We start from the raw sequence: 23,509 nt of genomic DNA, 5'->3' as shown, positions 1-23,509 counted from the left end.
GCGCTAGTCGGCCTGCCAGGTGCCGTCGTCGTGAACCCGGGCGGGGGCGCGGCCCAGCAGCAGGGTGGTCAGCGCGGCGTCGATGGTGTCGCCGAGGAACCACTCGCCGGCCTGGTCGAGCGCGAAGACGCGACCGCGCTCGTCCACCGCCAGGATGCTGTCCTGCTGCTCGGTGCCGATCGGAAAGAGGCGTACGCCGAGCACCGCGCCGAAGTCCGCGAGGGTGTCGGCGGTGTGCGCGATGGTGTGCGGGCGGATGTCGAAACGGGAGATCCACACCTGCTCGCCCCGGCCGCGCCGCGCGCCGACCAGGCTGGGGAACGCGGTCAGCGCCTCCACGGCTGCGGGAAAGACCTCGTGCCGATGGTTGCGCCCGTGCACCGACGTGACGTCCCGTACCGCGGCGGCGGCCATGATCTGATCCCCGATGTGTGGCCGCCACCCGGCCGCGACCAGCGCGTTCGCGACCTCCGCCGGGAAGCGCCCGGGATCGGGGTCGGGTGCCTCCGGCGCCCGCCACGTCTCGGTGTAGGCGCGAGCCGACTCCGGTAGGACGTTGGCTCGAATCAGGAAGCTGGTGCACGAGTCGCAGGGCCGCTCGGCGGGCCCACCAGCGGGATCACCCGGCTCACGGATCCGGAAGATCTCGAATCGGGCGTTCTCCAACAGCGCGGCTGCCTCGGCCCGCCCCATCGGCGCGATGCCCTCGGCGGCGCGGCGGTGGTCGTACTCGTGCAGGACGTCGGAGACCACGATCAGCTCGGCGTGGGCCTCACCGCCGCGAACCAACTCGCCCGGGGGCAGTTGGTGGAGGTAGTCGCGGACGAGCGGGTGATGGTTGAGCGGCACGTCGGCCTTCGTGCCCTGGGCCGTCCAGATCCGCCCGTCGATGGTCAGGTGCGCGGCGGTGTTCGGGGTGGCGCCCCGGTGGATCTCCCGGACCAGCAGGCTGGACGGATCGACAGTGCGGGGAGCGGTCGGCCCGGCCGGCTGGCTGCGCCGGTACAGCTCGGCCACCACCGTGCTCGGCACCCGGGGCCAGGTGGTGACCTTGCCGGTCTGCTTGTCGATGACTGTCGTCGGCAGGTCACCCGGCACCGTGCGCACCTCGGTGGGCACGACGGACGTGATGACGTAACCCAGGTCGAACTCGTCGACCATCGCGGTGCACTCGTGGCCGAGGCGCTGCGAGTCACGGCGGGCCCAGGTGGCCGCGAGCTGCTCGGCCTGTTGACGGTCGATCACGCATTGAAACTACCGGACTACACGGATCGATGGCGGCCGGTATTGTTTCGCTCTACCGACGGTGACGGGAGGGGCGGCGGTGGACGAACAGGCGGACCGGGGCGTCAATCGCGAGCTACGGGCCCGATTCGACGACGTTTATGGGCAATATCAGCAGCTCAGGTCCGGTTTGGACACCCTCCAGACGCGGCTCGCCGCACTGCGGGTCACCCGCCGATCGGCCGACGGGCAGGTGACGGCGACGGTGGGCGCGCAGGGCCAGCTGATCGAGGTCGAGCTGACGTCGGCCATCTACCGGGACCGCGACGCCGGGGCGCTCGGCCGAAAAGTCACCGAAACGATCCGGGCCGCCGCGACCGCCGCCGCCGACGCCACCCGCGACCTCGTCGCCGAGAGCATGCCGGCCGGCTCCGGGGCGACGGACTTCCTCAAGACCGGCGACTACGCCGCCTTGCTCGGTCGGGCCGACGCCGTACTCGGCAAAGGTGAGGCGAAGGCATGACCGACGGGCAGCTTTGGCTTGATCCGTCCCGGGCCCGCCGGGGTGGTGCCGACCTGGCGCTCGCTGGCGAGGCGGTGACGGCCCGTCGTGCGGCGGAGGGCGGTGTGATCGAGGCCGCCAGCGGTGCCCGGCCCTGGGGCCGCGACGACATCGGCGCGGCCTTCGAGCGCAACTACCGCGGGTTCGAGCAGACAGTGCTGCGGGCCTGGGCCGGCGTCGGGCACCGGCTCACCGAGCTGGGCAGCGACGTGGTCGAGGCGGTCGACGCGAGCGTGCAGACCGACGGGGCCAGCGCCGCCCGGGTCGGTCGGGCCGCCGACCGGCGCTGACGGCCGGCGATTTCGATGAGCGTGCTGCCGAGTCCCATCCCGCACCCACTGGACTACGCGCCGTGGGACGTGCCCGGCTGGATCTACGAGGCCCTCGACTGGGTGGTCGGCGTGCAGTGGCCGGAGGGCAACGAGCGGGCCGTCTGGGACGTCGCCGACCAGTGGTACGCGGTCGCCTCCGTGCTCGCCGGGCCGCACGCCGACGCCGCCGCGGCCGCCATCGAGGTGCACAACGGGTACGGCGGTGTCGGGGCGGTCGACGCGGCGTTCGAGGCGGCCTGGCGGGGAATCGCCGAGGGTGCCGACGCCCCCCTGCCCGTGCTGCTCGCGGTCACGGCCGACCTGGGTCGACTGGTCGAGGAGTGCGGTTGCGACATCGAGGGCGCCAAGCTGGAAGTCTGGATCGAGCTGGGCATCCTGGTCATCGAACTGCTCACCGTGGCAGTGGCGGCCGTGTTGACCGCCGGTGCCGCAACCCCGGCCGCCGGCGCGGCGATCACCGCGACGCGGCTGCTGGTCCAACAGATCTTCAAGCGGCTGATGGGCCAACTGGCCAGCAAGTCCCTCAAACACGGGCTCAAGGAGGCCGGCGAGCGGGCCGCCAAGGAGGTCGCCCGAGGGGGTGCACGCGGGCTCGCCAAGCGGGCCGCCCGTGAAGGGCTGGAGGAGGCCACCGAGGAGGCCGGGGTCACCCTGGCCACCCAGGCGTACCAGAACTCCACCGGGCGGGCACACGGCCTGGACCTCACCGATCTCGGCGCGTCGGCGGTCGGCGGCCTCGCCGGCGGGGCGGTGGCGCCGCTGGCCGGCCTGGGCCGGCACGCGACCGGGCGAGCGGCGAAGGTCGGGGAGCACCTGGGTCGGGAGATGACCGGCGAGGTGCTCGCCGACAGCGCGGCGAGCCTGGCCACCGGTCAGGGCCTGACCTCCATGGAGGACGTGGCGCGTGCCGCCGCGTCCGGGGCCACCGGTTCGGCGACCGGCCAGACCGACCACGCGCTCCGCGCCCGGCTCGACGCGCAGGCCAATGCCCTCGCCGGAGCGTCGTTCGCGGGTCCCTCCCTTCCGTCCGTGCTGCCTGTCACGGGAGATGCGGCCTCCGCGGGAGCGTCCTCCTTCTCGGCGGTCTCGTCCATAGGGTCCGCCAGTGGTGTGGCCTCGGGTGGTCTGGTTACGGCTACCGGCGTTCCGGTGCAGGCGACGGAGGCCTTCGCCGCGTCGGCGCCGAACCAGCCGGCTGCGCCGACGCCCCCGGGCTTCGAGCAGTCACGGGAAGCGGGGCTGTCGCCTCCGCCAGCGCCCGACGCGCACACGTCGGCACCGATGCCGGTCGGTGCGGTGTCCGACGTGGACGAGGTGGACCATTCGGTACGCGTGTCCGAGGCGACGTCGTCGACGGACGGGCCGTTCGGGGAGAGAGCGGGCATAGCGCACGCCGTCACGGTCGACGCCACGCTCTCCGCGGTGAACCCGGCCACGTCGGTGGTGGGTGCCGATCCGGCTACCTCGGTGGTGGGCGCTGATCCAGCCGATCCGGACCGGTCGGTGGTGGGTGCTGATCCGAGGCTTTCGTCGGTGAGCGTCGACCCGAGGCTCTCGTCGGCGGCCGCGCCCGTGGCCGGTCCCCTCGAATCGGGCAGCGGGCCGGCTGCCACCGGTGCGCCACCGGCCCACCCCGGCAGCTCGCCGCACGCCACGACCTCCGGACCGACCGCCTGGTCACCGGCGGTCGGCCCCTCCGCCCCCACGGTCACACCAGGCCCGGCGGCGCCGGTCACCTTCGGCGTCCCGACCACCACCAACGGCCCACTGCCGGTCGCCTCCACCCCACCGGTGGTCGGTCGGTTCGCCGTGCCGTCGCGTGTTCCGACGCGGGAGACGCCGGCACCGGTGCGAGCGCCCGACCATCCGGCGCGGGGAAGGGCGTCGATCCCCGTCGACGTCGCCGCGTTCGGTGCCCCGTCGGTGCGTGAGCCCGAGACCGACGACTCCTACGCGGCGCAGTGGGCAGCCGCGGCGGAAGCCGCCGAGCGTCGGCGCTACCAGGACCATTACGAATCGCTGCGGATCGGGTTCGAGAACAACCGCCGGCAGGCCGAGGCCGCCCGACTGCGCACCCGTGCCGCGGAGCACGATCGTCGAGCCGTCGAGTACGCCAGCTACGCCCGACAGCTACACCAGGCCGGCAACCGGCAGTGGGCCGACGGCTGGCAGCGCGCCGCGAACGAGGAGACTCGCGCGTACTCCGAATGGCGTGACCTGGCAGACGCGGTGCTGGCCGGCAGCACGGCCCCGCCGGTCGTGGACATCAGCGCCACCTTCGAGCACGCCAACAGGGACGTGGGCGCGCTCGCGCTCGGCGCGGTGGAGACCACTGGCCCGTCCAGGCTCACCGGCGACGACGATCCGCCGCCGATCGACGACTCCCGGCCGTACGGGCGGCCCGGAGGACTCCGGCCGCCGCTCGCCCTGCACCAGGTCGACGTCGAACGGCAGATGCCCCGCGAGAGGGACGGCACCGTCACTCGCACCGCCGACCCCCGACAGGGCGGCTGGTTCCGGCTGCTCAACGACGGCGGTCCCGCAGCCGACGCCACCCGGGGCATCAACTGCCTGGACTGCACGCTGTCGCTGTTCGAGACGTGGGTGCACGGCCGCCCCCGGGTGTCGGCGCCGCGTACCTTCGACGGCTACCTCGACGGTGACATCCGGCGCCCCATCCGTGGCGAGGCGGGCGGCCCGGGCCGGGTCGAGGACGTGACCGGCGGGCGCTTCCAGCAACTCCTCGCGCCGGCGTCCGACCAACGTCCGGACGCCGCCCAGGCGCGGCAGGCCGCCGACCGGGGCTACCGCAACCTGCACGACCAACTGCTGCTGGGCGGCCACGGCAGCTACTCGTTCCTGGTCACCGAGTGGGCGCACGGTGGTTCGCACGCCTGGGTGGCGCTCAACCAGAACGGCACGGTGCTCTACGTGGACCCGCAGAACGGCGTGGTCCGGGACCGGCCGCTCTACCCCGACGTGGTCGGCATCGACGCGCTGGTGCTGAGCGGCGACGGCCGACCGATGCCGCTCGGCGGCCTGCCCCGAGGCCGGTTCAGCGAGCGGCCCGACCTGCCGGATCACCCGCCGACGCACGACGACGGCGGCCACGGCGACCCGTACATCAACCGGATGTACCTGCTCCTCGACGGCCCGGGCTCGGCCCCGTGGTCGCCCGACGCCAACGCTGATCTCGACCGGCCCTCGCCGGGTAGCGGTCCTGCCCGCGCCGTTTTCTCGGCCAGCAGTCTGGACGAGGTCTTCGCGGCCGGGGTGACTCCCGTCGAGTTCGCGACGGCGGTCGACCCGCCGAGCATTCGCCGACTGGTGCCGGACCTTGACGAGGCATCGGCACGAGATCTCGTGCGGCTGTTCGACGACGACCGGGTCCGGGACATGCTCGACAGCGCCCGGCGAGAGCCACCCCCCAACGAGCCGGACCTGGCCGAGCGCCTGGTTCGGCAGTTGGTGCAGCATCCGGACCTGGCGCGCATGATCCAGTCCACGCCGGAACTCGCGAAGTCGCTGACGGCCCGTCCGCTCACCCTGTATCACCTGGCCAGCCATCAACAGGCCATCGACGTCCTCGCCGAGGTGCTCGACGACGTCGCCCAACAGGAGGCGACGCGACAGGATTCGGACCGCCGGCAAGTGCCCGAGCCAGAGCCGACACCCCTCACCAGTGAGCAGTTGAGGATCAGCGCAAGTATTCAGGTGCGTCGGGGGCCGGTCGCACAGGCAGGGTTCGACGAGGTCCGACGCGACGACGCTGTCTACCGGAAGCGCTACCTCGACGATCTCTACTCGGCGGCGATAGAGGCGCAGACAGATCTGAACCAGCTAGCAGTGTCTTTAGCTCATGTCGGTGATCTTCGCGTTGGAGAGCCCGGCTGGCGTCCTCAGCCTAAGGATCGTCGTCGAGCCGAGGACAAGGTGGCCAAACACCAGGGTGATGCTTCCAAGCTGCTCGACCTGGCCGCCGCGAAGGTCGAGTTCCGCAACCTCGACGACCTCTACGCGGCGCTCGGACGGGTCAAGGAGCACCCCGGCATCGTTGTTGTGAGCTGTGAAGATCGGTTTGTGGCACCAATGAGTAGTGGTTATCGGGACGTGCAAATCGTGCTTCGGATGCGGAACGGACACCTAGCCGAATTCCGTCTCCACCTGGCTGCGCTCGATGCTGTTGCGGTCTGGGAGCATGTGCTTTACGAGGTCCGACGTGACGTGGAGGCCCTTGCCGAGGAGGAGGGCCGAGCCTTGACGCCTCGAGAGCGAGCGATCACGGACGGCATTCGTCTTCGTGAGCAGCAACTATTCTGGACGGCATTACAGTCAACTTTCGAGGAGAAGTCTGAATGACCGAGATGCCGGGTCTGGTGCTTCCCTCCTACTACCTCTACTACCAATCGCCCGTGAAGATCGTCGAGACTCCCGACGGCGGCGCCAGGGTCTGGCGGGTGTCTATCGACTCTGGGGGTTGGCAGGAGAAGAACGACATCTTTGTTGAGATAACGCTAGGCGTCGGAGGTGACATATTCCGTCGTACCGCAGAGGACTTCGTTCAGGAGGTGGAGGCGTTCCGGGCTCACTATCTCAAGGGCGAAGGGCCAATCTTCGCTCTCTACGAGGCGGTGCGTTCGATTGAGCTTCAAGCGGACGCCGAGGCGCGTCACGAGACGCCGAAGGAGCAGGCGCTCATTCGCGGGATCCGGCAGCGGACGTTCGTCATGTTCGAGGAGCAGCTTCGCGCGGCCGGTGATCCTGGCGCGGACCCTGATATAGCGAGAGCGGCGTAGGCATGCTTCGCCGATGGACAGACGGAAGGGGTGGCCGCTGATGGCCGAAGGAGTCGACGCTCGGCTGGTACGGGCGCAGGTGCGGTACGAGCAGGCGGTCTTCGGTGGCGACGCGAAGTCGTTGGACGAGGCGGAGCGGGATCTCACCGCGCTGGACGCGGATGTGGCGTTGGCCCGGGGGCGGCTTCTGCACGCCCGTTTCCTGGATACCGGGTTGGAGGACGCGGAGGAGCTGCCGCTCTTCGAGCGGGCGGCCAGGCTGTACCAGGAGTTGGGGGACGCCCGTGGTGAGGGCGAGTCGCTTTTCTGGGTGGGCACGGTCCACCAGGTGATTCGGCAGGACCAGGCGTCCGCTGACCCGGCCTTCGCCCGGGCGCGCGAGCTGGCGACCGCGGCGGGGGATGAGCTGACGCTGTCGTACGTGCTGCGGCACCTCTGTTTCGGCGAGCAGGCCGCCGGTCGTGTCGACGGGGCGCGGGAGTTGCTGACGGAGTCGACCCGGTTGCGTCGGAAGTTGTCCTTCACCGCGGGAGTCGCGGCGAATCTGATCGGTCTGGCGGATCTCGCCGCCAGCGACGGTGATCGGGACGCTGCCCGTGAGTTGCTGGACGAGGCGGCCGGGCTCGCGGCCGACAGCGGCGCGCACGGGGTTGGCCGGTGGGTCGAGGAGGCCCGCGACGAGTTGGGGGTTGCCTGACCGCGGGTCACCGTGTCGTGAACGGCGATCGGTGAGGGCCCTGGCGGAGCCCGAATAAGATCGACGCATGGCGAGATCCGGTACGCAGAGCATCAGGTCCACCGTCTGGGCCTGGCCGGTTGGCATCCTGATCGGCCTGGCGGTCGGCATTCCCGTGTTCGGGCCGAAGGGTGGCGTCGCCTTCGGTGTCGCCCTCGGCACTGCCTTCGCGCTCGGCCTGGGCGCGATCAGGAACCGGGCCGACGGTGAGCCTGCCCGGGGTGGCCCGGGCGGCAGTGCCGCCGGGGATGGCACCGAGGCCTCCGGCCGAGGATGATCGACTCCGGTTCCTTGATGTCGGGCATCCGGACGCGTGGGACAGCCCGACTTCCATGAACCCGAGTGGATCATCGCGAGCGCCGGCCACGCCCGCCAGGCCGGGCACGGGGGGCACGCCCGCCCGGCCGGGCACGCCGGCCACCCCGGGCACGAGGGACACGCCGGGTACGCCGGGCGCGGGGACCTCGGGGCCGGGCAGTGTTGCCGAGGCGGTGGCCGTACAGGAGGAGTTGCGGCCGCTGGTGGACCTGCTCGGGCCGGGGCCGAGCGCGCCCGCGACGGTGGCCGGCCTGGACGTCGCGTACGCCGTGGGTGGTGACATGCTGGCGGCGGCCGTGACGGTCCTGGATGCCCGGACCCTGGCGGTGGTCGACTCGGCGGTCGGTGTGGGGCGACCCGCGTTCGACTATGTGCCGGGGTTGTTCGCCTTCCGTGAGTTGCCCGCGTTGCTCGGTGCGCTCGACCGGCTGACCACCATTCCGGACCTGCTGGTTTGCGACGGGCACGGGCTGGCCCATCCGCGCCGGTTCGGGCTCGCGTGCCACCTCGGGGTGGTCACCGGGTTGCCCGCGATCGGGGTGGGGAAGACGCCACTGGTCGGGACGTGGGATCCGCCGTCCGCCGAGCGGGGTTCCTGGTCGCCGTTGCGCGACGGTGGTGATGTCGTCGGTCGGGTGCTGCGGACCCGGGACGGGGTGAAGCCGGTCTTCGTCAGCGTCGGCCATCGGATGAGCCTGGAGAACGCGGCCGCGCAGGTGCTCGCGTTGACGCCGCGCTACCGCCTGCCGGAGACGACCCGCACCGCGGACCGTCTCTGCCGCGACGCCCTCGCCGAGGCCGAGCAGCCAGGCTGACCGACGGAGCAAGGCTGACCGACGGAGCAAGGGCTGACCGACGGAGCAAGGCCGACTGACTGGCCGAGGCAGGCTGACTGACTACCGCAGCGGGACGGCTGATCGGCCGGTCAGTCCGGCAAACAGCAGGTCGGCGCGTCGGCCGGTAAACCGTAACGCCGCGCACATCCGGGCCGCTCTATGACCGATGGCTTAGGTGGGCCGGTAGTAGCCTGACCCGCGGACCCCACCCGGGGAGAACGGCGAGGTGATCATGACAGTGCGTCGACGCGTGGCACGGCTCGCGGCGGTCTGCGGTCTGGCGGGCGGCCTGGTGATGCTCGGTGCGTCGCCGGCGCTGGCCGACGAGGACTCGGTCCGGGTGGGCGCCGCCAGCAGCTTCGCCGCCGGTGGTTCCGCGCAGGGGGTGAACGTGGCGGTGCGCAAGCGCACCGACGGGTGCGTCCTGCTCCGTACCGCGCTGAGCTTCAGCCTGGCGGGTCTCCAGCCGAATCAGGTGGCGGTCGAGGTCAACGCGGGCGGGCGCTGGTTCCCGGTGGCCGTCACCGGCGGCAGCGGCACCGTATCGACCGCGCAGACGTCGCCCCTGAAGCCGACGCTGTGCAAGGGCAAGGGCATCACGGTGCGCTACCGGGTGGGGTTCGCGGCAGGTGCGCCCGGTGGCCGTCTCGTGGTCACCGGTGCCGGCGTCAGCGCCTCCGGCCAGACGCTGGGTCACGCCACCGATGCGGCGCGGCTGACCGGAGCGCGGGTCACTCCGTCGCCGACTCCGTCGCGGTCGAAGAAGCCGACGCCCACCCCGAGCCCGACCGAGGTCGCGACCGTCGACGACGCGGTGAACCCGGCGGCGCTGGGCGGCGTGTCCGGCGCACCGAACACCACGGCGACCGCCGCCGAATCGTCCGGAGGAGGATCGCCGGTGATGTACTTCGGCGTTGTGCTGGTGGCGGTTGGACTGCTGCTCATCGTGCTGCTCGTTCGTCGCTCGCGGCAGGACCGGAAGTCGTCCGACGACGGGCCCGAAACCCTGCCGGGCAACCCCGGCGGCACCACCTACCGGGCCGGGGTTGGGTTGCCGGCCGCGCCCGGTCGCCCTGGCCAGGTGTACGGCCAGCAGCCGCCGGCCGCCGGTTGGGGTGGTCCGGTGCCGTCCCCGCGTCCCGCCACCGGCGGGGTCTACGGCGTCCGGCCGGACGCCCCCGCTCCGGTGCCGGAGGCGACGCAGCCGATGCCGGGTCGGCCCGACGGTCGGCCGGGTGACCCGCCGGCCGACGGGGGCGGGCACACCGTGTTCATTCCCCGGCTCCCCGGCTGAGCGGAGTACGGCCGGGCCCCTCCGTTAGGCTCAGGATCGGTGTCTAACCTGCGGCCAAGGAGTGGAACACGTGTCTGATCTGTCCCAGATCGTGAAGGCGTACGACGTCCGCGGGACGGTGCCGGACCAGTGGGACGAACGGGTCGCCGAGGCACTGGGAGCCGCCTTCACCCAACTGCTCAACTCCACCGACGAGCCGGGCGACGCGGTCGTCGTCGGGTACGACATGCGGGCCACCTCGCCCGGCCTGGCCGCCGCCTTCGCCACCGGCGTACGCGCCGAGGGGCGCTCGGTGATCGAGATCGGCCTCGCCTCCACCGACCTGCTCTACTACGCGTCCGGCTCGCTCGACCTGCCCGGCGCGATGTTCACCGCCAGCCACAACCCCGCGCAGTACAACGGCATCAAGATGTGCCGCTCCGGTGCCCGCCCGATCGGCCAGGAGAGCGGTCTGGCCGAGATCCGGGAGCGGGCCCAGGCCCTCCTGGACTCGGGCGACGCTCGTCCCGCCGGTGCGCCGACCCGGCCCGCCGAGCGGCGCGACCTGCTCCCCGACTACGCCGGCTACCTGCGCAAGCTGGTCGACCTCTCGGGCATCCGACCGTTGAAGGTGGTCGTCGACGCCGGCAACGGCATGGGCGGCTTCACCGTCCCGACCGTGCTGGGCGACGCGGCCCTGTCGCCGCTGCCGCTGGAGATCGTGCCGCTCTACTTCGAGTTGGACGGCTCCTTCCCCAACCATGAGGCCAATCCACTGGACCCGGCGAACCTGGTCGACCTCCAGCGCGCGGTGGTCGAGCACGGGGCCGACATCGGGTTGGCCTTCGACGGTGACGCCGACCGGTGCTTCGTGGTGGACGAGCGCGGCGAGCCGGTCTCACCATCGGCCATCACCGCCCTCGTCGCCGCCCGCGAGCTGGCCAAGCACCCGGGTTCCACGGTGATCCACGGCCTGATCACCTCCAGCGCGGTCGCGGAGATCATCCGGGAGCACGGTGGGCAGCCGGTCGTCGCCCGGGTCGGGCACTCCTTCATCAAGGCGGAGATGGCCCGCACCAACGCCGTCTTCGGCGGCGAGCACTCCGCGCACTACTACTTCCGGGACTTCTGGTTCGCCGACACCGGGATGCTCGCGGCGATGCACACCTTGGCCGCGCTGGGCGAGCAGTCGCTGCCGCTGTCCGTGTTGGCCGGTGAGTACGAGCGCTACATCGCCTCCGGTGAGATCAACTCGACGGTGGCCGACCAGGCGGCCGCGGTGGCCGAGGTGCGCGCCGCGTATCCCGACGCGGTGGCCGACGAGATGGACGGGCTCACCCTGCGTTTCCCCGACGGCGCCTGGTTCAACCTGCGCGCCTCCAACACGGAGCCGCTGCTGCGGCTCAACGTCGAGGCGCCCACCCGGGATCGGATGGTCTCGCTCCGGGACGACGTGCTCGACCGCGTTCGCCGATAAGATCGCCTGCGCCGGTCGGCACCGCCGTCGGTCAAGCCGCACACGTGGAAGGAGCCGCGCCATGGCCCTGGATCCGCAGTTGCTCGAGATCCTTGCCTGTCCGGACACGCACCACGCCCCGCTCACCTACGACGCCGAGGCGCAGACGTTGACCTGCACGGAGTGCGGCCGGATCTTCGAGGTCCGCGACGACGTGCCGGTGCTGCTGCTCGACGAGGCGCGCGGCGGCCCCGGGCAGTCCTCATGATCGACGGTACGGCTGGGGTCAGCGGACGTCGGGACGCCGACGAGGCCCTGCTCGACAACCCGCAGGCGTTGGCCGAGGCCGACCCGGGCGGGATGCTCCGGCACACGGCGTCGGCCGGTGCGCAGGTTCGGGAGAGCGCCGCACTGGCGGCCGAGGCGAACCTGGCCGTGCTCGCCGACGACGGGCGGCCCCGAGCCGTCGTGATCGCCGGCATCGGCACCGCGGGGCGTACCGGTGACGTGCTGGCCACGGTCGCCGGGCCGCGCTGCCCGGTCCCGATCATCGGGCACCGCAGCGCTGGTGTACCCGGTTGGGTGGGCGCGGCCGACGTGGTGATCGCGGTGAGCGCGTCCGGACGTAGCCCGGAGGCGCTCGGCGCCGCCGAGGCGGCCCACCGGCGTGGTGCCCGACTCGTCGCCGTGGGTGCCCCGGACTCGCAGTTGCAGTCGATCGCCGAGCAGGCTCGGGCGCCGTTCATCCCGGTGCCCCGGCGTGCCCCGGCCCGGGCCAGCCTCTGGGCGCTCACCGTGCCGGTCCTGCTCGCCGCCCGTTCCCTCGGGCTCGTGAAGGTCAACGAGGCGGACCTGGCCGAGACCGCGGCCCGGCTCGACGCGGACGCCGACCGCTGCCGCTCCGCCGCGGAGTCCTTCGTCAACCCGGCCAAGTCGCTGGCACTGGGTCTGGCCGGCTCGATCCCGATCGTCTGGGGCTCGTCCCCGCTGGCCACGGTGGCGGCCCGCCGGTTCGGCGACACCCTGTCGGCCAACGCCCGCTATCCGGTGGTCACCGGAGCGCTGGGTGAGGCCGGGCGGGGTCGCGTCGGGCTGCTCGACGGCGTCTTCGGCGGCCTGGCCGAGGGGGAGCGGGACATCTTCGCCGACCCGGCCGAGGACGACGGCGAGGGCACCCGGCTGCGGCTGGTGCTGCTGCGCGACGGCGGGCTCAACGCCGAGGACGACACCGACGAGCCGCTCGCCGTCGAGGAGCGCCGCGCGGACGCGGTGCAAACCCTCGCGGAGCGTCGTGGCGTGCGGTGCGACGTGGTGACCGCCGAGGGCGGCTCCGCCCTGGAACGGCTGGCGTCGCTGATCGCCGTCCCGGATTTCGCCTCGATCTACCTTGCTCTGGCACACGGGTTGGACCCGATGGCCGTTCCGGCCATCACCGAGATGAAGGAGCTGTCGAACCAGTGAACGAACGTAGGGGGCGGCGCGCCATGCGCGGACCGGGCGGCTTCGTGCGGCGAAGCGGAGCGGTGGCATGAGCGCCAACGGTGGGACGAAGGCGATTGTCGCCGCCCTACTGGCCAACATCGGCATCGCCGTCACCAAGTTCATCGCGTTCCTGCTCTCCGGCTCGTCGTCGATGCTGGCCGAGGCGGTCCACTCGGTCGCCGACTCCGGCAACCAGGGCCTCCTGCTGCTCGGTGGCAAACGGGCGAAGCGCGCGGCCACCCCGGAACACCCGTTCGGGTACGGCCGGGAGCGCTACATCTACGCGTTCATCGTGTCCATCGTGCTGTTCAGCATCGGTGGCCTGTTCGCGCTCTACGAGGCGTACCACAAGTGGCATCACAAGGGCGGCATCGAGTCCTGGCAGTGGTTGCCGGTGTCCGTGCTGGTGGCGGCGATCATCATGGAGTCGTTCTCCTTCCGGACCGCCATCAAGGAGTCCAACCACATCCGGGGCAACCAGTCCTGGGTGCGCTTCATCCGCCGCGCCAAGGCGCCGGAGCTGCCGGTGGTGCTGCTGGAGGACTTCGGCGCGCTTGTCGGTCTGGTGTTCGCGCTGTTCGGCGTCACCATGACGCTGATCACCGGCAACGGTGAGTGGGACGCCGCCGGCACCGCGATGATCGGCATCCTGCTGGTCGTCATCGCCGTCGTGCTGGCCATCGAGACGAAGAGCCTGCTGCTCGGTGAGGGCGCCGAAGCGTCCGAGCTGGCCGCCATCGAGCGGGCCGTCACCGACGGCCCCGAGGTGGAGCGGATCATCCACATGAAGACGCTCTACCTCGGCCCCGAAGAGCTGATGGTGGCCGCCAAGATCGCCGTCCCGGAGTGGGAGACCGCCCACGACCTGGCGCGCGGCATCAACGCCGTGGAGGCGCGGATCCGCGCGGCGGTGCCGATCGCCCGGGTGATCTACCTGGAGCCGGACGTCTACAGCGCCGCCGCCGCCGAGGCCGGCACCGGTGCCGCCGCCGACACCGCCGTGCCGCAGCCGCAGGACGCGTCGGGCGAGGCGGCCGGGCGGCCCGGGGGCTGACGGGTGGAGCCACTGTACGGGCCGATCCGGGACTACGCCTGGGGCTCGCGCTCGGCCATCGCCCTCCTCCAGGGGCGGTCGGTGCCGAGTGCGGGTCCGGAGGCGGAGCTGTGGTTGGGGGCCCACCCGGGCGCACCGGCCCACGTGGACCGCGCCGGTCTGCGGGTGAGTCTCTGTGACCTGGTGCGGGACGAACCCGGGCAGTGGCTCGGCCAGCGGGTGTCCGAGCGGTTCGGTAGCCGGCTGCCGTTCCTGCTCAAGGTGCTCGCGGCCGACTCTCCGCTGAGCCTGCAGGCCCACCCGGACGCCGAGCAGGCGCAGGCCGGCTACGCGGCGGAGGCGGGGCGCCCGGAGGGGCAGCGCAACTACTCCGACCCGCACCACAAGCCGGAGTTGCTGGTCGCGCTCACCCCGTTCGAGGCGCTGTGCGGGTTCCGGGATCCGGCGGAGTCGGCCGAGGCGCTCGCCGCGTTCGGCGTACCGGCGTTGGCGCCGGTGGTCGCCGCGTTGCGGGCCGGGCCGGCGGGGTTGCGGACGGCGGTGCGGACGCTGCTCGGCTGGCCGGTCGCCAAGCGTCACGACCTGCTGGCTGCCGTGCTGGCATCGCCGGCCGACGGCCCGGACGCGGAGTTGACCCGCCGGCTGGCCGAGGCGTACCCGGGGGATCCCGGTGCGCTTGTCGCGCTGCTGTTGCACCACGTGCGGCTGGTGGCGGGGGAGGCGATCTGGATGCCCGCCGGCAACCTGCACGCCTACCTGAGCGGCTGCGGGGTGGAGATCATGGCGGCCAGCGACAACGTGCTACGCGGCGGCCTGACCCCGAAGCGGGTGGACGTCGACGAGTTGTTGAAGGTGCTGCGCTTCGAGGTGCTCGCCGATCCGGTGCGGGCCCCGGAGCCGGTCGGTCCGGGCGTGGACTGGTGGCCCGTGCCGGTGGACGATTTCGCGCTGCACCGGGTGCGGGTCGACGCGGTGGTGCCCTCGGTGACGCTGCCGCTGCCCGGCCCCCGAGTGGTGCTCTGCGCTGGCGGCTCGATCACCGTGGACGACGGAGCCGGAGCGTTGACGCTGGCCTCTGGCGAGGCGGCGATCGGTACGTCGTCCGACGCGGCTCTGCGCATCGACGGCGCCGGGGTGGCGTTCGTGGCGACGTCCGGGCTGCGCTGAGCCTCGGCGCGAACGACACAAGTCCGACTTTCCCGGAATAGCTTGACGCCACCCTGCCTGAGTGTGACTCTATGGGTACGCAGCGTTATCGCGACGACGGTCCGAGAACGTGCGGGGGAACCAAACCGGGGGGATGCGCGGGGCGGGCGGGACGTGGGCGGGAAGGTCCGTCCATCACCGACCGCCCCGTGCGCTGTCCGCAGACCGTGCCTGATGCCCGTCGCCGACGCGCGTAAGGTGGAGGGTCGGCGCAGACATCGTTCGACAGGAGCTTTCATGACCAGCACCCTCCCGGCGTCCGCTAGCGGCACGCCGTCCGAGGCCCGGCCGAGCACGCTCGCCGACGGCGACTTCAAGGTGGCGGATCTGTCGCTCGCCGAGTTCGGGCGTAAAGAGATCCAGCTCGCCGAGCACGAGATGCCCGGCCTGATGGCGATCCGTCGCGAGTTCGCCGAGGCGCAGCCGCTCGCCGGCGCGCGGATCACCGGCTCGCTGCACATGACCATTCAGACCGCCGTCCTGATCGAGACGCTGGTCGCGCTCGGCGCACAGGTGCGCTGGGCGTCCTGCAACATCTTCTCCACTCAGGACCACGCCGCCGCGGCGATCGTCGTCGGCCCGGACGGCACCCCCGAAGCTCCCGCCGGCGTCCCGGTGTACGCCTGGAAGGGCGAGACCCTGCCGGAGTACTGGTGGTGCACCGAGCAGGTGCTCGCCTGGCCGGACGGGCAGGGCCCCAACATGATCCTCGACGACGGCGGCGACGCCACCCTGCTCGTACACAAGGGTGCCGAGTTCGAGCGGGCCGGGGCGGTCCCGCCGGTCGAGTCCGCCGACTCCGAGGAGTACGCGGTCATCCTCGAGCTGCTGCACCGCTCGCTCGGTGAGGACGGCCAGCGCTGGACCCGGATCTCCGCCGGCATCAAGGGCGTGACCGAGGAGACCACCACCGGCGTGCACCGGCTCTACGAGATGCACCGGGCGGGCACCCTGCTCTTCCCGGCGATCAACGTCAACGACTCGGTGACCAAGAGCAAGTTCGACAACAAGTACGGCTGCCGGCATTCGCTCATCGACGGCATCAACCGCGCCACCGACGTGCTGATCGGCGGCAAGATGGCGGTCGTCATGGGCTACGGCGACGTGGGCAAGGGTTGCGCCGAGTCGCTGCGCGGCCAGGGCGCCCGCGTCGTGGTGACCGAGGTGGACCCGATCTGCGCGTTGCAGGCCGCGATGGACGGCTACCAGGTCGCCACCCTGGACGACGTGGTCGAGCAGGCCGACATCTTCATCACCGCCACCGGCTGCTTCGACGTCATCACCAACGAGCACATGGCCCGGATGAAGCACCAGGCCATCGTCGGCAACATCGGCCACTTCGACAACGAGATCGACATGGCCGGGCTGGCCAAGCGTTCCGACGTCGAGCGGATCAACATCAAGCCGCAGGTCGACCTGTGGCGCTTCGCCGACGGGCACGCGATCATCGTGCTCTCCGAGGGCCGCCTGCTGAACCTCGGCAACGCGACCGGGCACCCGAGCTTCGTGATGTCGAACTCGTTCGCCAACCAGACGATCGCCCAGATCGAGCTCTTCACCAAGACCGAGGAGTACCCGATCGGCGTCTACGTGCTGCCCAAGCACCTGGACGAGAAGGTGGCCCGGCTGCACCTCGGCGCCCTCGGCGCCAAGCTGAGCACGCTGACCAAGGAGCAGGCCGCCTACCTCGGCGTCTCCACGGAGGGTCCGTTCAAGCCGGATCACTACCGCTACTGATCGACATCTCCGGACCGGGTCGGCTGTTCGCAGCCGGCCCGGTTCGTCGTCTCCTCCGAAGGCTCGGCGGGCTCAGCGTCTCCTCCGGCGGGTCAGCCCGAGCGGGGGCCGCGCCGGGTGGGCCGGAACCACGTCCAGAGGCACCAGACCAGCCATCCGACCGACACGACGGTGGCCAGCGCCCGCAGGCGTAGCGCGCTGAGCAGCAGCACCACGGCCAGCACCGTCAACCACGGCAGGAATCCCCTCACGGCGGGGATCCTTCCACAGCCGACCGGCAGCCGGCCGGTCGCCGGTCGGACGCCGGTCGGACGCCGGGCCTCGACACGGGCTTAGTGAGCTTGTCGTGGACGACTTGACGAAGGCCCTGAGCAGGGAGGAAGGTATGCCTGCCCTAAGTCAGCCAAGGCGTGCCTAACCTACTCGGAGCCCGGATGTTCGCCACCTATCTGATCGGCCTGCGGGAAGGCCTGGAAGCCACCCTGGTGGTCAGCATCCTGGTCGCCTTCCTGGTGAAGTCGCAGCGCCGGGACCGGTTGCCGCAGGTCTGGGCGGGCGTCGGCCTGGCCGTGGCGCTCTCGGTGCTCTTCGGCTGGCTGATCGAGTACACGTCGACCTCGCTGTTGTCCCGTTCCGAGGACCGGGAGTTGTTCGAGGCGATCACCTCGGTCGCCGCCGTGGTCTTCGTGACCTGGATGATCTTCTGGATGCGCCGGGCCGCCCGGACCATCGCCGGCGAACTGCGGGGCAAGCTCACCGAGGCGCTGGCGGTCGGGTCCCTCGCCGTCGCCGGAATGGCCTTCCTCGCGGTGATCCGCGAGGGCCTGGAGACCGCGCTGATCTTCTACTCGGCCGCCCAGGGCGCGGCTGGCGACAGCGGCCCGCTGCTCGCGTTGATCGGTGGCATCGTCACCGCCGTGGTCCTCGGCGTGCTGCTCTACGCCAGCGCCCTGCGAATCAACCTCAGCAAGTTCTTCACCTGGACCGGCGCGCTGCTGATCCTGGTCGCCGCCGGCATCCTCAAGTACGGCGTGCACGACTTCCAGGAGGCTGGCGTCCTGCCCGGCCTGAACGACCTGGCCTTCGACATCACCAGCGTGCTCGACCCGACCACCTGGTACGCGGCCCTGCTCGCCGGCATGTTCAACGTGACTCCCGCGCCCACCGTGCTGGAGACGATCGCCTGGGTCGCGTACGCCGTACCGGTGCTCCTGCTCTTCCTGCGACCGGCCCGGCGTAAGCCGGTACCCACCGCGACCACCACCACCGTCACCGAGCGCGGGGCCGACACCGGCGCCGAGGCCGAGGCGGCGTCCACGCCGCAGCGTGCCTGACCACGAGGAGAGACAGCCCAGATGCGTACCACCCAGTTCTTCGCGCTGGCCGCCGCCGGCGTGCTGGCGACGGCCGGTCTGGCCGCCTGCTCGGACTCCGACAAGGGTGACCCGGCGGCGTCCGGCGGACCGATCGTGGTCAAGGCGAGCGACACCGCCTGTGAGGTCGGCTCGACCGACCTGGGTGCCGGCACCGCCACCTTCAAGATCACCAACTCGGGCGCGAAGGTGACCGAGTTCTACGTGTACGCCGACGGCGACCGGGTGATGGGCGAGGTGGAGAACATCGCCCCCGGGCTGAGCCGCGAGCTGCACGTCGAGTTGCCGGCCGGCACCTACCAGACGGCCTGCAAGCCGGGGATGAGCGGCAAGGGCATCCGGGGCGCGCTCAAGGTCAGCGGGTCGGCGCAGCCGCTCACCGCCGACGCCGCGCTGGGCGACGCCACCGACAACTACCAGCGCTACGTCAAGAGCCAGACCACCGCGCTGTTGGACAAGACCGAGGAGTTCGTCGGCGCGGTCAAGGCCGGCGATGTCGCGAAGTCCAAGGCGCTCTACCCGGTCGCCCGCACCTACTGGGAGCGGATCGAGCCGGTCGCCGAGATCTTCGGCGACCTCGACCCCAAGATCGACGGCCGCGAGGAGGTCATCGAGGAGGGGATGGAGTTCACCGGCTTCCACCGGATCGAGAAGGACCTCTGGCAGTCGGGCGACATCAGCAAGGACGGCCCGATCGCCGACCGGCTGCTGGTCGACGTCAAGGAGATCGTGGCCAAGGCGAACGCCGAGAAGCTCTCTCCGCTCCAACTCGCCAACGGCGCCAAGGAACTGCTCGACGAGGTCGCCAGCGGCAAGATCACCGGCGAGGAGGACCGCTACTCGCACACCGACCTGTGGGACTTCGCCGCCAACCTCGAAGGTTCCAAGGCCGCCGTGTCCGCCCTGCGTCCCGCGCTGCAGCAGCGCTCGCCGGAGCTGGTCACGCAGCTGGACACCGAGTTCGCCAACGTCGAGGGACTGCTCGGCAAGCACCGCGACGGCGACGGGTGGAAGCCGCACACCGCGCTGAGCAAGGCCGAGCTCAAGGAGCTCTCCGACGGGATCAACGCGCTCGCCGAGCCGATCAGCAAGGTCGCCGCGGCCGTCGCGAAGTGACCACCTGACAGAAAGAGTCGAGTCGATGAGCGGGAGCAGGTTGACCCGGCGCCGGGCGATCACCCTGGCCGGCGCCGGAGTGGCCGGGGTCGCCGGAGTGGCGGCCGGCGCGGGGGCGCTGTTGAACGGCTCCCATGGCCCGGCCGCGGCGAGCGACCATCCGGCCGGGGCGGTGCCGTTCCACGGTGAGCACCAGGCCGGCATCGTCACCCCGGCGCAGGACCGGCTGCACTTCGTGGCCTTCGACGTGATCACCAAGGACCGGGCCCGGCTTGTCGAACTGCTGGAGGAGTGGACGGCTGCCGCCGCCCGGATGACCGCGGGGCGCGACGCCGGGGTGCTGGGGGCGGTCGGCGGGATGCCGGAGGCCCCACCGGACGACACCGGCGAAGCGCTCGGCCTGCCTCCCTCGCAGCTCACCCTCACCATCGGCTTCGGGCCGACGCTGTTCCGCGACGCCGACGGGCGGGACCGCTTCGGCCTCGCCGACCGGCGACCGGCCGCCCTGGCCGAGCTGCCGAAGTTCCCCGGCGACGCGTTGCAGCCGCAGCTCTCCGGTGGCGACCTCTGCGTCCAGGCCTGCTCCAACGACCCGCAGGTGGCGGTGCACGCCATCCGCAACCTGGCCCGGCTCGGCATGGGCGTGGTGAGCGTCCGCTGGTCGCAGCTCGGCTTCGGCCGCACCTCGTCGACCTCGCGGGACCAGGCCACCGCGCGCAACCTCTTCGGGTTCAAGGACGGCACGGCCAACCTCAAGGCCGAGGACACCGACCTGCTGCGCGACCAGTTGTGGGTGCAGCCGGGCGACGGGCCGGACTGGATGGCCGGTGGCTCGTACCTGGTCACCCGCAAGATCCGGATGCTCGTGGAGACCTGGGACCGCACCTCCCTCGCCGAGCAGGAGGAGATCGTGGGCCGGGCCAAGGGCAGCGGTGCGCCACTCGGTCGCGGCGACGAGTTCGACGAGCCCGACTTCGCCGCGCGTGGCGCGGACGGGAAGCCGGTGATCGCCGAGCACGCCCATGTCGCGCTGGCCCACCCGAGCCGGAACAGCGGCGCCCAGCTGCTGCGCCGGGGTTACAACTTCGTCGACGGCTCGGACGGCCTCGGTCGGCTCGACGCGGGCCTCTTCTTCATCGCCTACCAGCGCGACCCACGCCGCCAGTTCGTGCCGATCCAGACCCAGTTGGCACGGCACGACGTGATGAACGAGTACCTGCGCCACGTCTCCAGCGGGGTGTTCGCCTGCCCGCCCGGGGTACGCGACGGCGGCGACCACTGGGGGCGTGGGCTGTTCGGCTGACCGTCGTCCGGATGGGGCGACAGCCGGATCGGCCCAGCCTGCGGTGGCGCCGGGCGGCGCTGAAGGGGGATCATGGTGGCAGCCTGGCCCACGGTCCGTCCGTGCGCCGGGCGCCGCAGCACGTGGCGCCGCCGCCGCGGACCGCGGGCACCGGTTTGACGGCGGCGCGAAGCGTTACCGGCCGACGCCGGTCCCACCGAACCGAATGAGGATGCAATATTAATCCCATGAGAGCCCGCGTACTGGTGGTCGACGATGACCCCGCGCTCGCCGAGATGCTCGGCATCGTGCTGCGCAGTGAGGGTTTCCTGCCCTCGTTTGTGGCGGACGGCGAGCGGGCGTTGGCCGCTTTTCGCGACAGCCGTCCCGATATCGTGCTGCTTGACCTGATGCTTCCCGGTATGAGCGGTATTGACGTCGCCCGGTCGATCCGGGCGGAGTCCGGCGTGCCCATCGTCATGCTGACCGCCAAGAGCGACACCGTGGACGTCGTGCTCGGCCTGGAGTCCGGCGCCGACGACTACGTGGTCAAGCCGTTCAAGCCCAAGGAGCTGGTGGCCCGGATGCGGGCCCGACTGCGCCGGGGCGAGGACGTGGCCCCCGAGATGCTCACCATCGGGCCGCCCGACAACCAGATCACCATCGACGTGCCCGCGCACACCGTGAGCCGCAACGACGAGGAGGTGAAGCTGACTCCGCTGGAGTTCGACCTGCTGGTCGCACTCGCCCGCAAGCCACGTCAGGTCTTCACCCGTGAGGTGCTGCTCGAACAGGTCTGGGGCTACCGGCACGCGGCCGACACCCGTCTGGTCAACGTTCACGTCCAGCGGTTGCGGGCCAAGATCGAGCCGGACCCGGAGCGACCGGAAATCATCCTCACCGTGCGGGGCGTGGGCTACAAGGCAGGGACCGGATAGCCTGGTCGCACTGTGTCGACCTCGCCGCCCCCACCCTCCCCGAGCACGGCTGCCCGCCGGCCCAGCGCCGGCGGGGAGTTCTGGCGTGCGGTGAGCGGTCGGGTCGCCCGGGTGGTGGGTCGCGCGCACCAGACCTGGCGCCGCTCGCTCCAGGTCCGGGTCGTGACCATCACGCTTGTCGCGTCCAGCCTGCTGGTGGGCGGGTTCGCGTTCCTGATCGCTGACAAGATCACCACCATCCTGCTCGACAGCGCTCGCAGCGACGTCCGGCAGCGGGTGACAAGCGGTGCCAGTTACGCGGCCAAGCAGGTCTCCTTCTACGGGCAGCCGCAGGAGGCGCAGCTCCAGGAGACCATCGACGGCACGGTCAACTACCTGGCCGGCGGCGACCCCCAGCAGACCAGCGGGGTGGTGGTGGCGATCACCGCCGACGACTATCCCAACGACATCCAGACGCGCACCTCGCCGTCCGCGAACGTCCAGTCGCTGATCACCCCCGAGCTGCGGGCCGCGATCGCCGACGGCAAGGTGGCCAGCCAGATCCGCACCGGGCGACTCACCGGCGAGACCACGAAATACCTGGTCTACGGATCGCCGGTGCCCACCCGCTTCGGCCAGATCGAGCTCTACTACCTGGTGCCGCTGGGTCGGCAGGACGTCACCGCCGCCGACGCCCGAGCCACCGTGGTGGCCACCGGGGTCGCGCTGGTGATCCTGCTCGGGTTGCTCGCGGCGCTGGTCACCCGGCTGGTGGTCAACCCGGTCCGGGTCGCCGCACGGACCGCCCAGCGGCTCTCCGCGGGCCTGCTCGACCAGCGGATGGTGGTCAACGGCGAGGACGACCTGGCCCTGCTCGCCGCCTCGTTCAACCAGATGGCCACCAACCTGCAACGGCAGATCCTGCGCCTGGAAGAGATGTCCCGGTTGCAGCGACGCTTCACCTCCGACGTCTCCCACGAGCTGCGTACCCCACTGACCACGGTCCGGATGGCCGCTGACCTGATCTTCGCCGAGCGCGAGGAGTTCGACCCGGCGGTCGCGCGCAGCGCCGAACTGCTCCAGGCCGAGCTGGACCGATTCGAGGAACTGCTCACCGACCTGTTGGAGATCAGTCGGTTCGACGCCGGCTTCGCCATGCTGGACTCCGAGCCGACCGACCTGGTGCCGGTGGTGCACCGGGTGGTCGACCGGCTGGCTGGCCTGGCCGAGCGGGTGGGCGTACCGATCGAACTCGACCTGCCGGGCACGCCGGTGATCGCCGAGGTCGACCCGCGCCGGGTCGAGCGGGTGTTGCGCAACCTGGTCGGCAACGCCGTGGAGCACGGTGAGGCCCGCCCGGTGCTGATCACCCTCGGCATCGACGAGACCGCCGTGGCGATCACCGTCCGCGACCGCGGGGTGGGGCTGAAGGTGGGCGAGGAAAAGTTGGTGTTCAACCGGTTCTGGCGGGCGGACCCGTCCCGGGCCCGGCAGACCGGGGGCACCGGGCTGGGCCTGTCCATCAGCCTGGAGGACGCCCGGCTGCACGGCGGCTGGCTGGAGGCGTGGGGTGCTCCGGGGCAGGGCGCGCAGTTCCGGCTCACCCTGCCGGCCCGCGCGGGCGACCGGCTGACCACCTCGCCGCTGCGGCTGGTGCCGGCCGACGCCGCGCTGCCGTTCGGCGGCCCCCGCGATGGTGGCCCACTGGCCATCGGCCCCGGCACCGGCGGGGCACTGGCGATCGGCCCGGCTCCGGCCGGGGACGGGCAGCGGACGGAGGTGCGCTCGTGAGACGGCCGACTCTGCTCG

21 protein-coding genes are annotated in these 23,509 nt (G+C 71.6%); 19 read left to right on the top strand and 2 right to left on the bottom strand.

The genetic code is table 11. The features are described 5' to 3' along the window. Positions 1-3: 3 nt before the first annotated feature. Positions 4-1,245, bottom strand: a complete 1,242-nt coding sequence (locus ACIBD9_RS09150) for an SUKH-3 domain-containing protein (RefSeq protein ID WP_396715977.1) — start codon at positions 1,243-1,245, stop codon at positions 4-6. Positions 1,246-1,324: 79 nt separating this feature from the next. Here ACIBD9_RS09150 and ACIBD9_RS09145 point away from each other — a divergent pair, with 79 nt between their 5' ends. The 14 genes from ACIBD9_RS09145 (at position 1,325) to ahcY (ending at position 17,012) form a co-directional block, all read left to right on the top strand. Further along, positions 1,325-1,747: a YbaB/EbfC family nucleoid-associated protein gene (locus tag ACIBD9_RS09145; protein ID WP_396715975.1), complete on the top strand. Its 423-nt coding sequence runs from the start codon at positions 1,325-1,327 to the stop codon at positions 1,745-1,747. Further along, complete coding sequence (locus tag ACIBD9_RS09140) at positions 1,744-2,076, top strand: hypothetical protein (protein ID WP_396715973.1); 333 nt, start codon at positions 1,744-1,746, stop codon at positions 2,074-2,076. Before ACIBD9_RS09145 ends, ACIBD9_RS09140 begins: the two co-directional genes overlap by 4 nt. Before the next feature lie 15 nt (positions 2,077-2,091). Next, a complete protein-coding gene (locus ACIBD9_RS09135; protein WP_396715971.1) occupies positions 2,092-6,477 on the top strand; it encodes a toxin glutamine deamidase domain-containing protein in 4,386 nt (1,461 codons plus the stop codon). Continuing rightward, complete coding sequence (locus tag ACIBD9_RS09130; protein ID WP_396715969.1) at positions 6,474-6,914, top strand: hypothetical protein; 441 nt, start codon at positions 6,474-6,476, stop codon at positions 6,912-6,914. Before ACIBD9_RS09135 ends, ACIBD9_RS09130 begins: the two co-directional genes overlap by 4 nt. 13 nt (positions 6,915-6,927) lie before the next feature. Next, positions 6,928-7,611, top strand: coding sequence for a tetratricopeptide repeat protein (locus tag ACIBD9_RS09125; protein ID WP_396715967.1), 684 nt, complete (start codon positions 6,928-6,930; stop codon positions 7,609-7,611). A gap of 67 nt (positions 7,612-7,678) precedes the next feature. Then, positions 7,679-7,927 (top strand): hypothetical protein, encoded by a 249-nt coding sequence (locus ACIBD9_RS09120; RefSeq protein WP_396715965.1) that lies wholly within the window; start codon positions 7,679-7,681, stop codon positions 7,925-7,927. Positions 7,928-8,141: 214 nt separating this feature from the next. Then, a complete protein-coding gene (locus ACIBD9_RS09115; RefSeq protein ID WP_396715964.1) occupies positions 8,142-8,783 on the top strand; it encodes an endonuclease V in 642 nt (213 codons plus the stop codon). A gap of 253 nt (positions 8,784-9,036) precedes the next feature. Continuing rightward, complete coding sequence (locus tag ACIBD9_RS09110) at positions 9,037-10,098, top strand: hypothetical protein (protein WP_396715962.1); 1,062 nt, start codon at positions 9,037-9,039, stop codon at positions 10,096-10,098. Between the two features lie 70 nt (positions 10,099-10,168). After that, the gene (locus ACIBD9_RS09105; protein WP_396715960.1) at positions 10,169-11,554 is read left to right on the top strand and encodes a phosphomannomutase/phosphoglucomutase; all 1,386 of its coding nucleotides are present in this window, start codon (positions 10,169-10,171) and stop codon (positions 11,552-11,554) included. A 61-nt stretch (positions 11,555-11,615) separates the two neighbouring features. Then, positions 11,616-11,801 (top strand): Trm112 family protein, encoded by a 186-nt coding sequence (locus tag ACIBD9_RS09100; RefSeq protein ID WP_091394023.1) that lies wholly within the window; start codon positions 11,616-11,618, stop codon positions 11,799-11,801. After that, positions 11,798-12,994, top strand: coding sequence for an SIS domain-containing protein (locus tag ACIBD9_RS09095; RefSeq protein ID WP_091394020.1), 1,197 nt, complete (start codon positions 11,798-11,800; stop codon positions 12,992-12,994). The genes ACIBD9_RS09100 and ACIBD9_RS09095 overlap by 4 nt, the downstream gene beginning before the upstream one ends. A 67-nt stretch (positions 12,995-13,061) precedes the next feature. After that, on the top strand, positions 13,062-14,069 hold the full coding sequence (locus tag ACIBD9_RS09090) for a cation diffusion facilitator family transporter (protein WP_396715958.1): 1,008 nt from the start codon (positions 13,062-13,064) through the stop codon (positions 14,067-14,069). Positions 14,070-14,072: 3 nt separating this feature from the next. Next, positions 14,073-15,236: a mannose-6-phosphate isomerase, class I gene (manA, locus tag ACIBD9_RS09085; RefSeq protein WP_396715956.1), complete on the top strand. Its 1,164-nt coding sequence runs from the start codon at positions 14,073-14,075 to the stop codon at positions 15,234-15,236. A 276-nt stretch (positions 15,237-15,512) separates the two neighbouring features. Further along, complete coding sequence (ahcY, locus tag ACIBD9_RS09080; protein WP_091394012.1) at positions 15,513-17,012, top strand: adenosylhomocysteinase; 1,500 nt, start codon at positions 15,513-15,515, stop codon at positions 17,010-17,012. A 92-nt stretch (positions 17,013-17,104) separates the two neighbouring features. Here the strand turns inward: ahcY and ACIBD9_RS09075 are convergent, their stop codons facing one another. Continuing rightward, positions 17,105-17,263: a hypothetical protein gene (locus ACIBD9_RS09075; RefSeq protein ID WP_387167192.1), complete on the bottom strand. Its 159-nt coding sequence runs from the start codon at positions 17,261-17,263 to the stop codon at positions 17,105-17,107. Positions 17,264-17,446: 183 nt separating this feature from the next. Between ACIBD9_RS09075 and efeU the strand changes: the two genes are divergently transcribed. From efeU to mtrB, 5 genes are all read left to right on the top strand, one after another. After that, complete coding sequence (gene efeU, locus ACIBD9_RS09070) at positions 17,447-18,346, top strand: iron uptake transporter permease EfeU (RefSeq protein ID WP_396715953.1); 900 nt, start codon at positions 17,447-17,449, stop codon at positions 18,344-18,346. A 21-nt stretch (positions 18,347-18,367) separates the two neighbouring features. After that, the gene (gene efeO, locus ACIBD9_RS09065; protein ID WP_396715951.1) at positions 18,368-19,501 is read left to right on the top strand and encodes an iron uptake system protein EfeO; all 1,134 of its coding nucleotides are present in this window, start codon (positions 18,368-18,370) and stop codon (positions 19,499-19,501) included. Positions 19,502-19,526: 25 nt separating this feature from the next. After that, on the top strand, positions 19,527-20,804 hold the full coding sequence (efeB, locus tag ACIBD9_RS09060; protein WP_396715949.1) for an iron uptake transporter deferrochelatase/peroxidase subunit: 1,278 nt from the start codon (positions 19,527-19,529) through the stop codon (positions 20,802-20,804). 227 nt (positions 20,805-21,031) lie between these two features. Continuing rightward, a complete protein-coding gene (mtrA, locus tag ACIBD9_RS09055; RefSeq protein ID WP_030331519.1) occupies positions 21,032-21,721 on the top strand; it encodes an MtrAB system response regulator MtrA in 690 nt (229 codons plus the stop codon). 12 nt (positions 21,722-21,733) lie between these two features. Continuing rightward, positions 21,734-23,491, top strand: a complete 1,758-nt coding sequence (gene mtrB / locus ACIBD9_RS09050; protein ID WP_396715947.1) for an MtrAB system histidine kinase MtrB — start codon at positions 21,734-21,736, stop codon at positions 23,489-23,491. Positions 23,492-23,509 lie beyond the last annotated feature (18 nt).

The organism is Micromonospora sp. NPDC050784, from assembly GCF_044456765.1.
Taxonomy (GTDB): domain Bacteria; phylum Actinomycetota; class Actinomycetes; order Mycobacteriales; family Micromonosporaceae; genus Micromonospora; species Micromonospora foliorum.
This window is presented reverse-complemented; position numbering and strand designations above follow the sequence as displayed.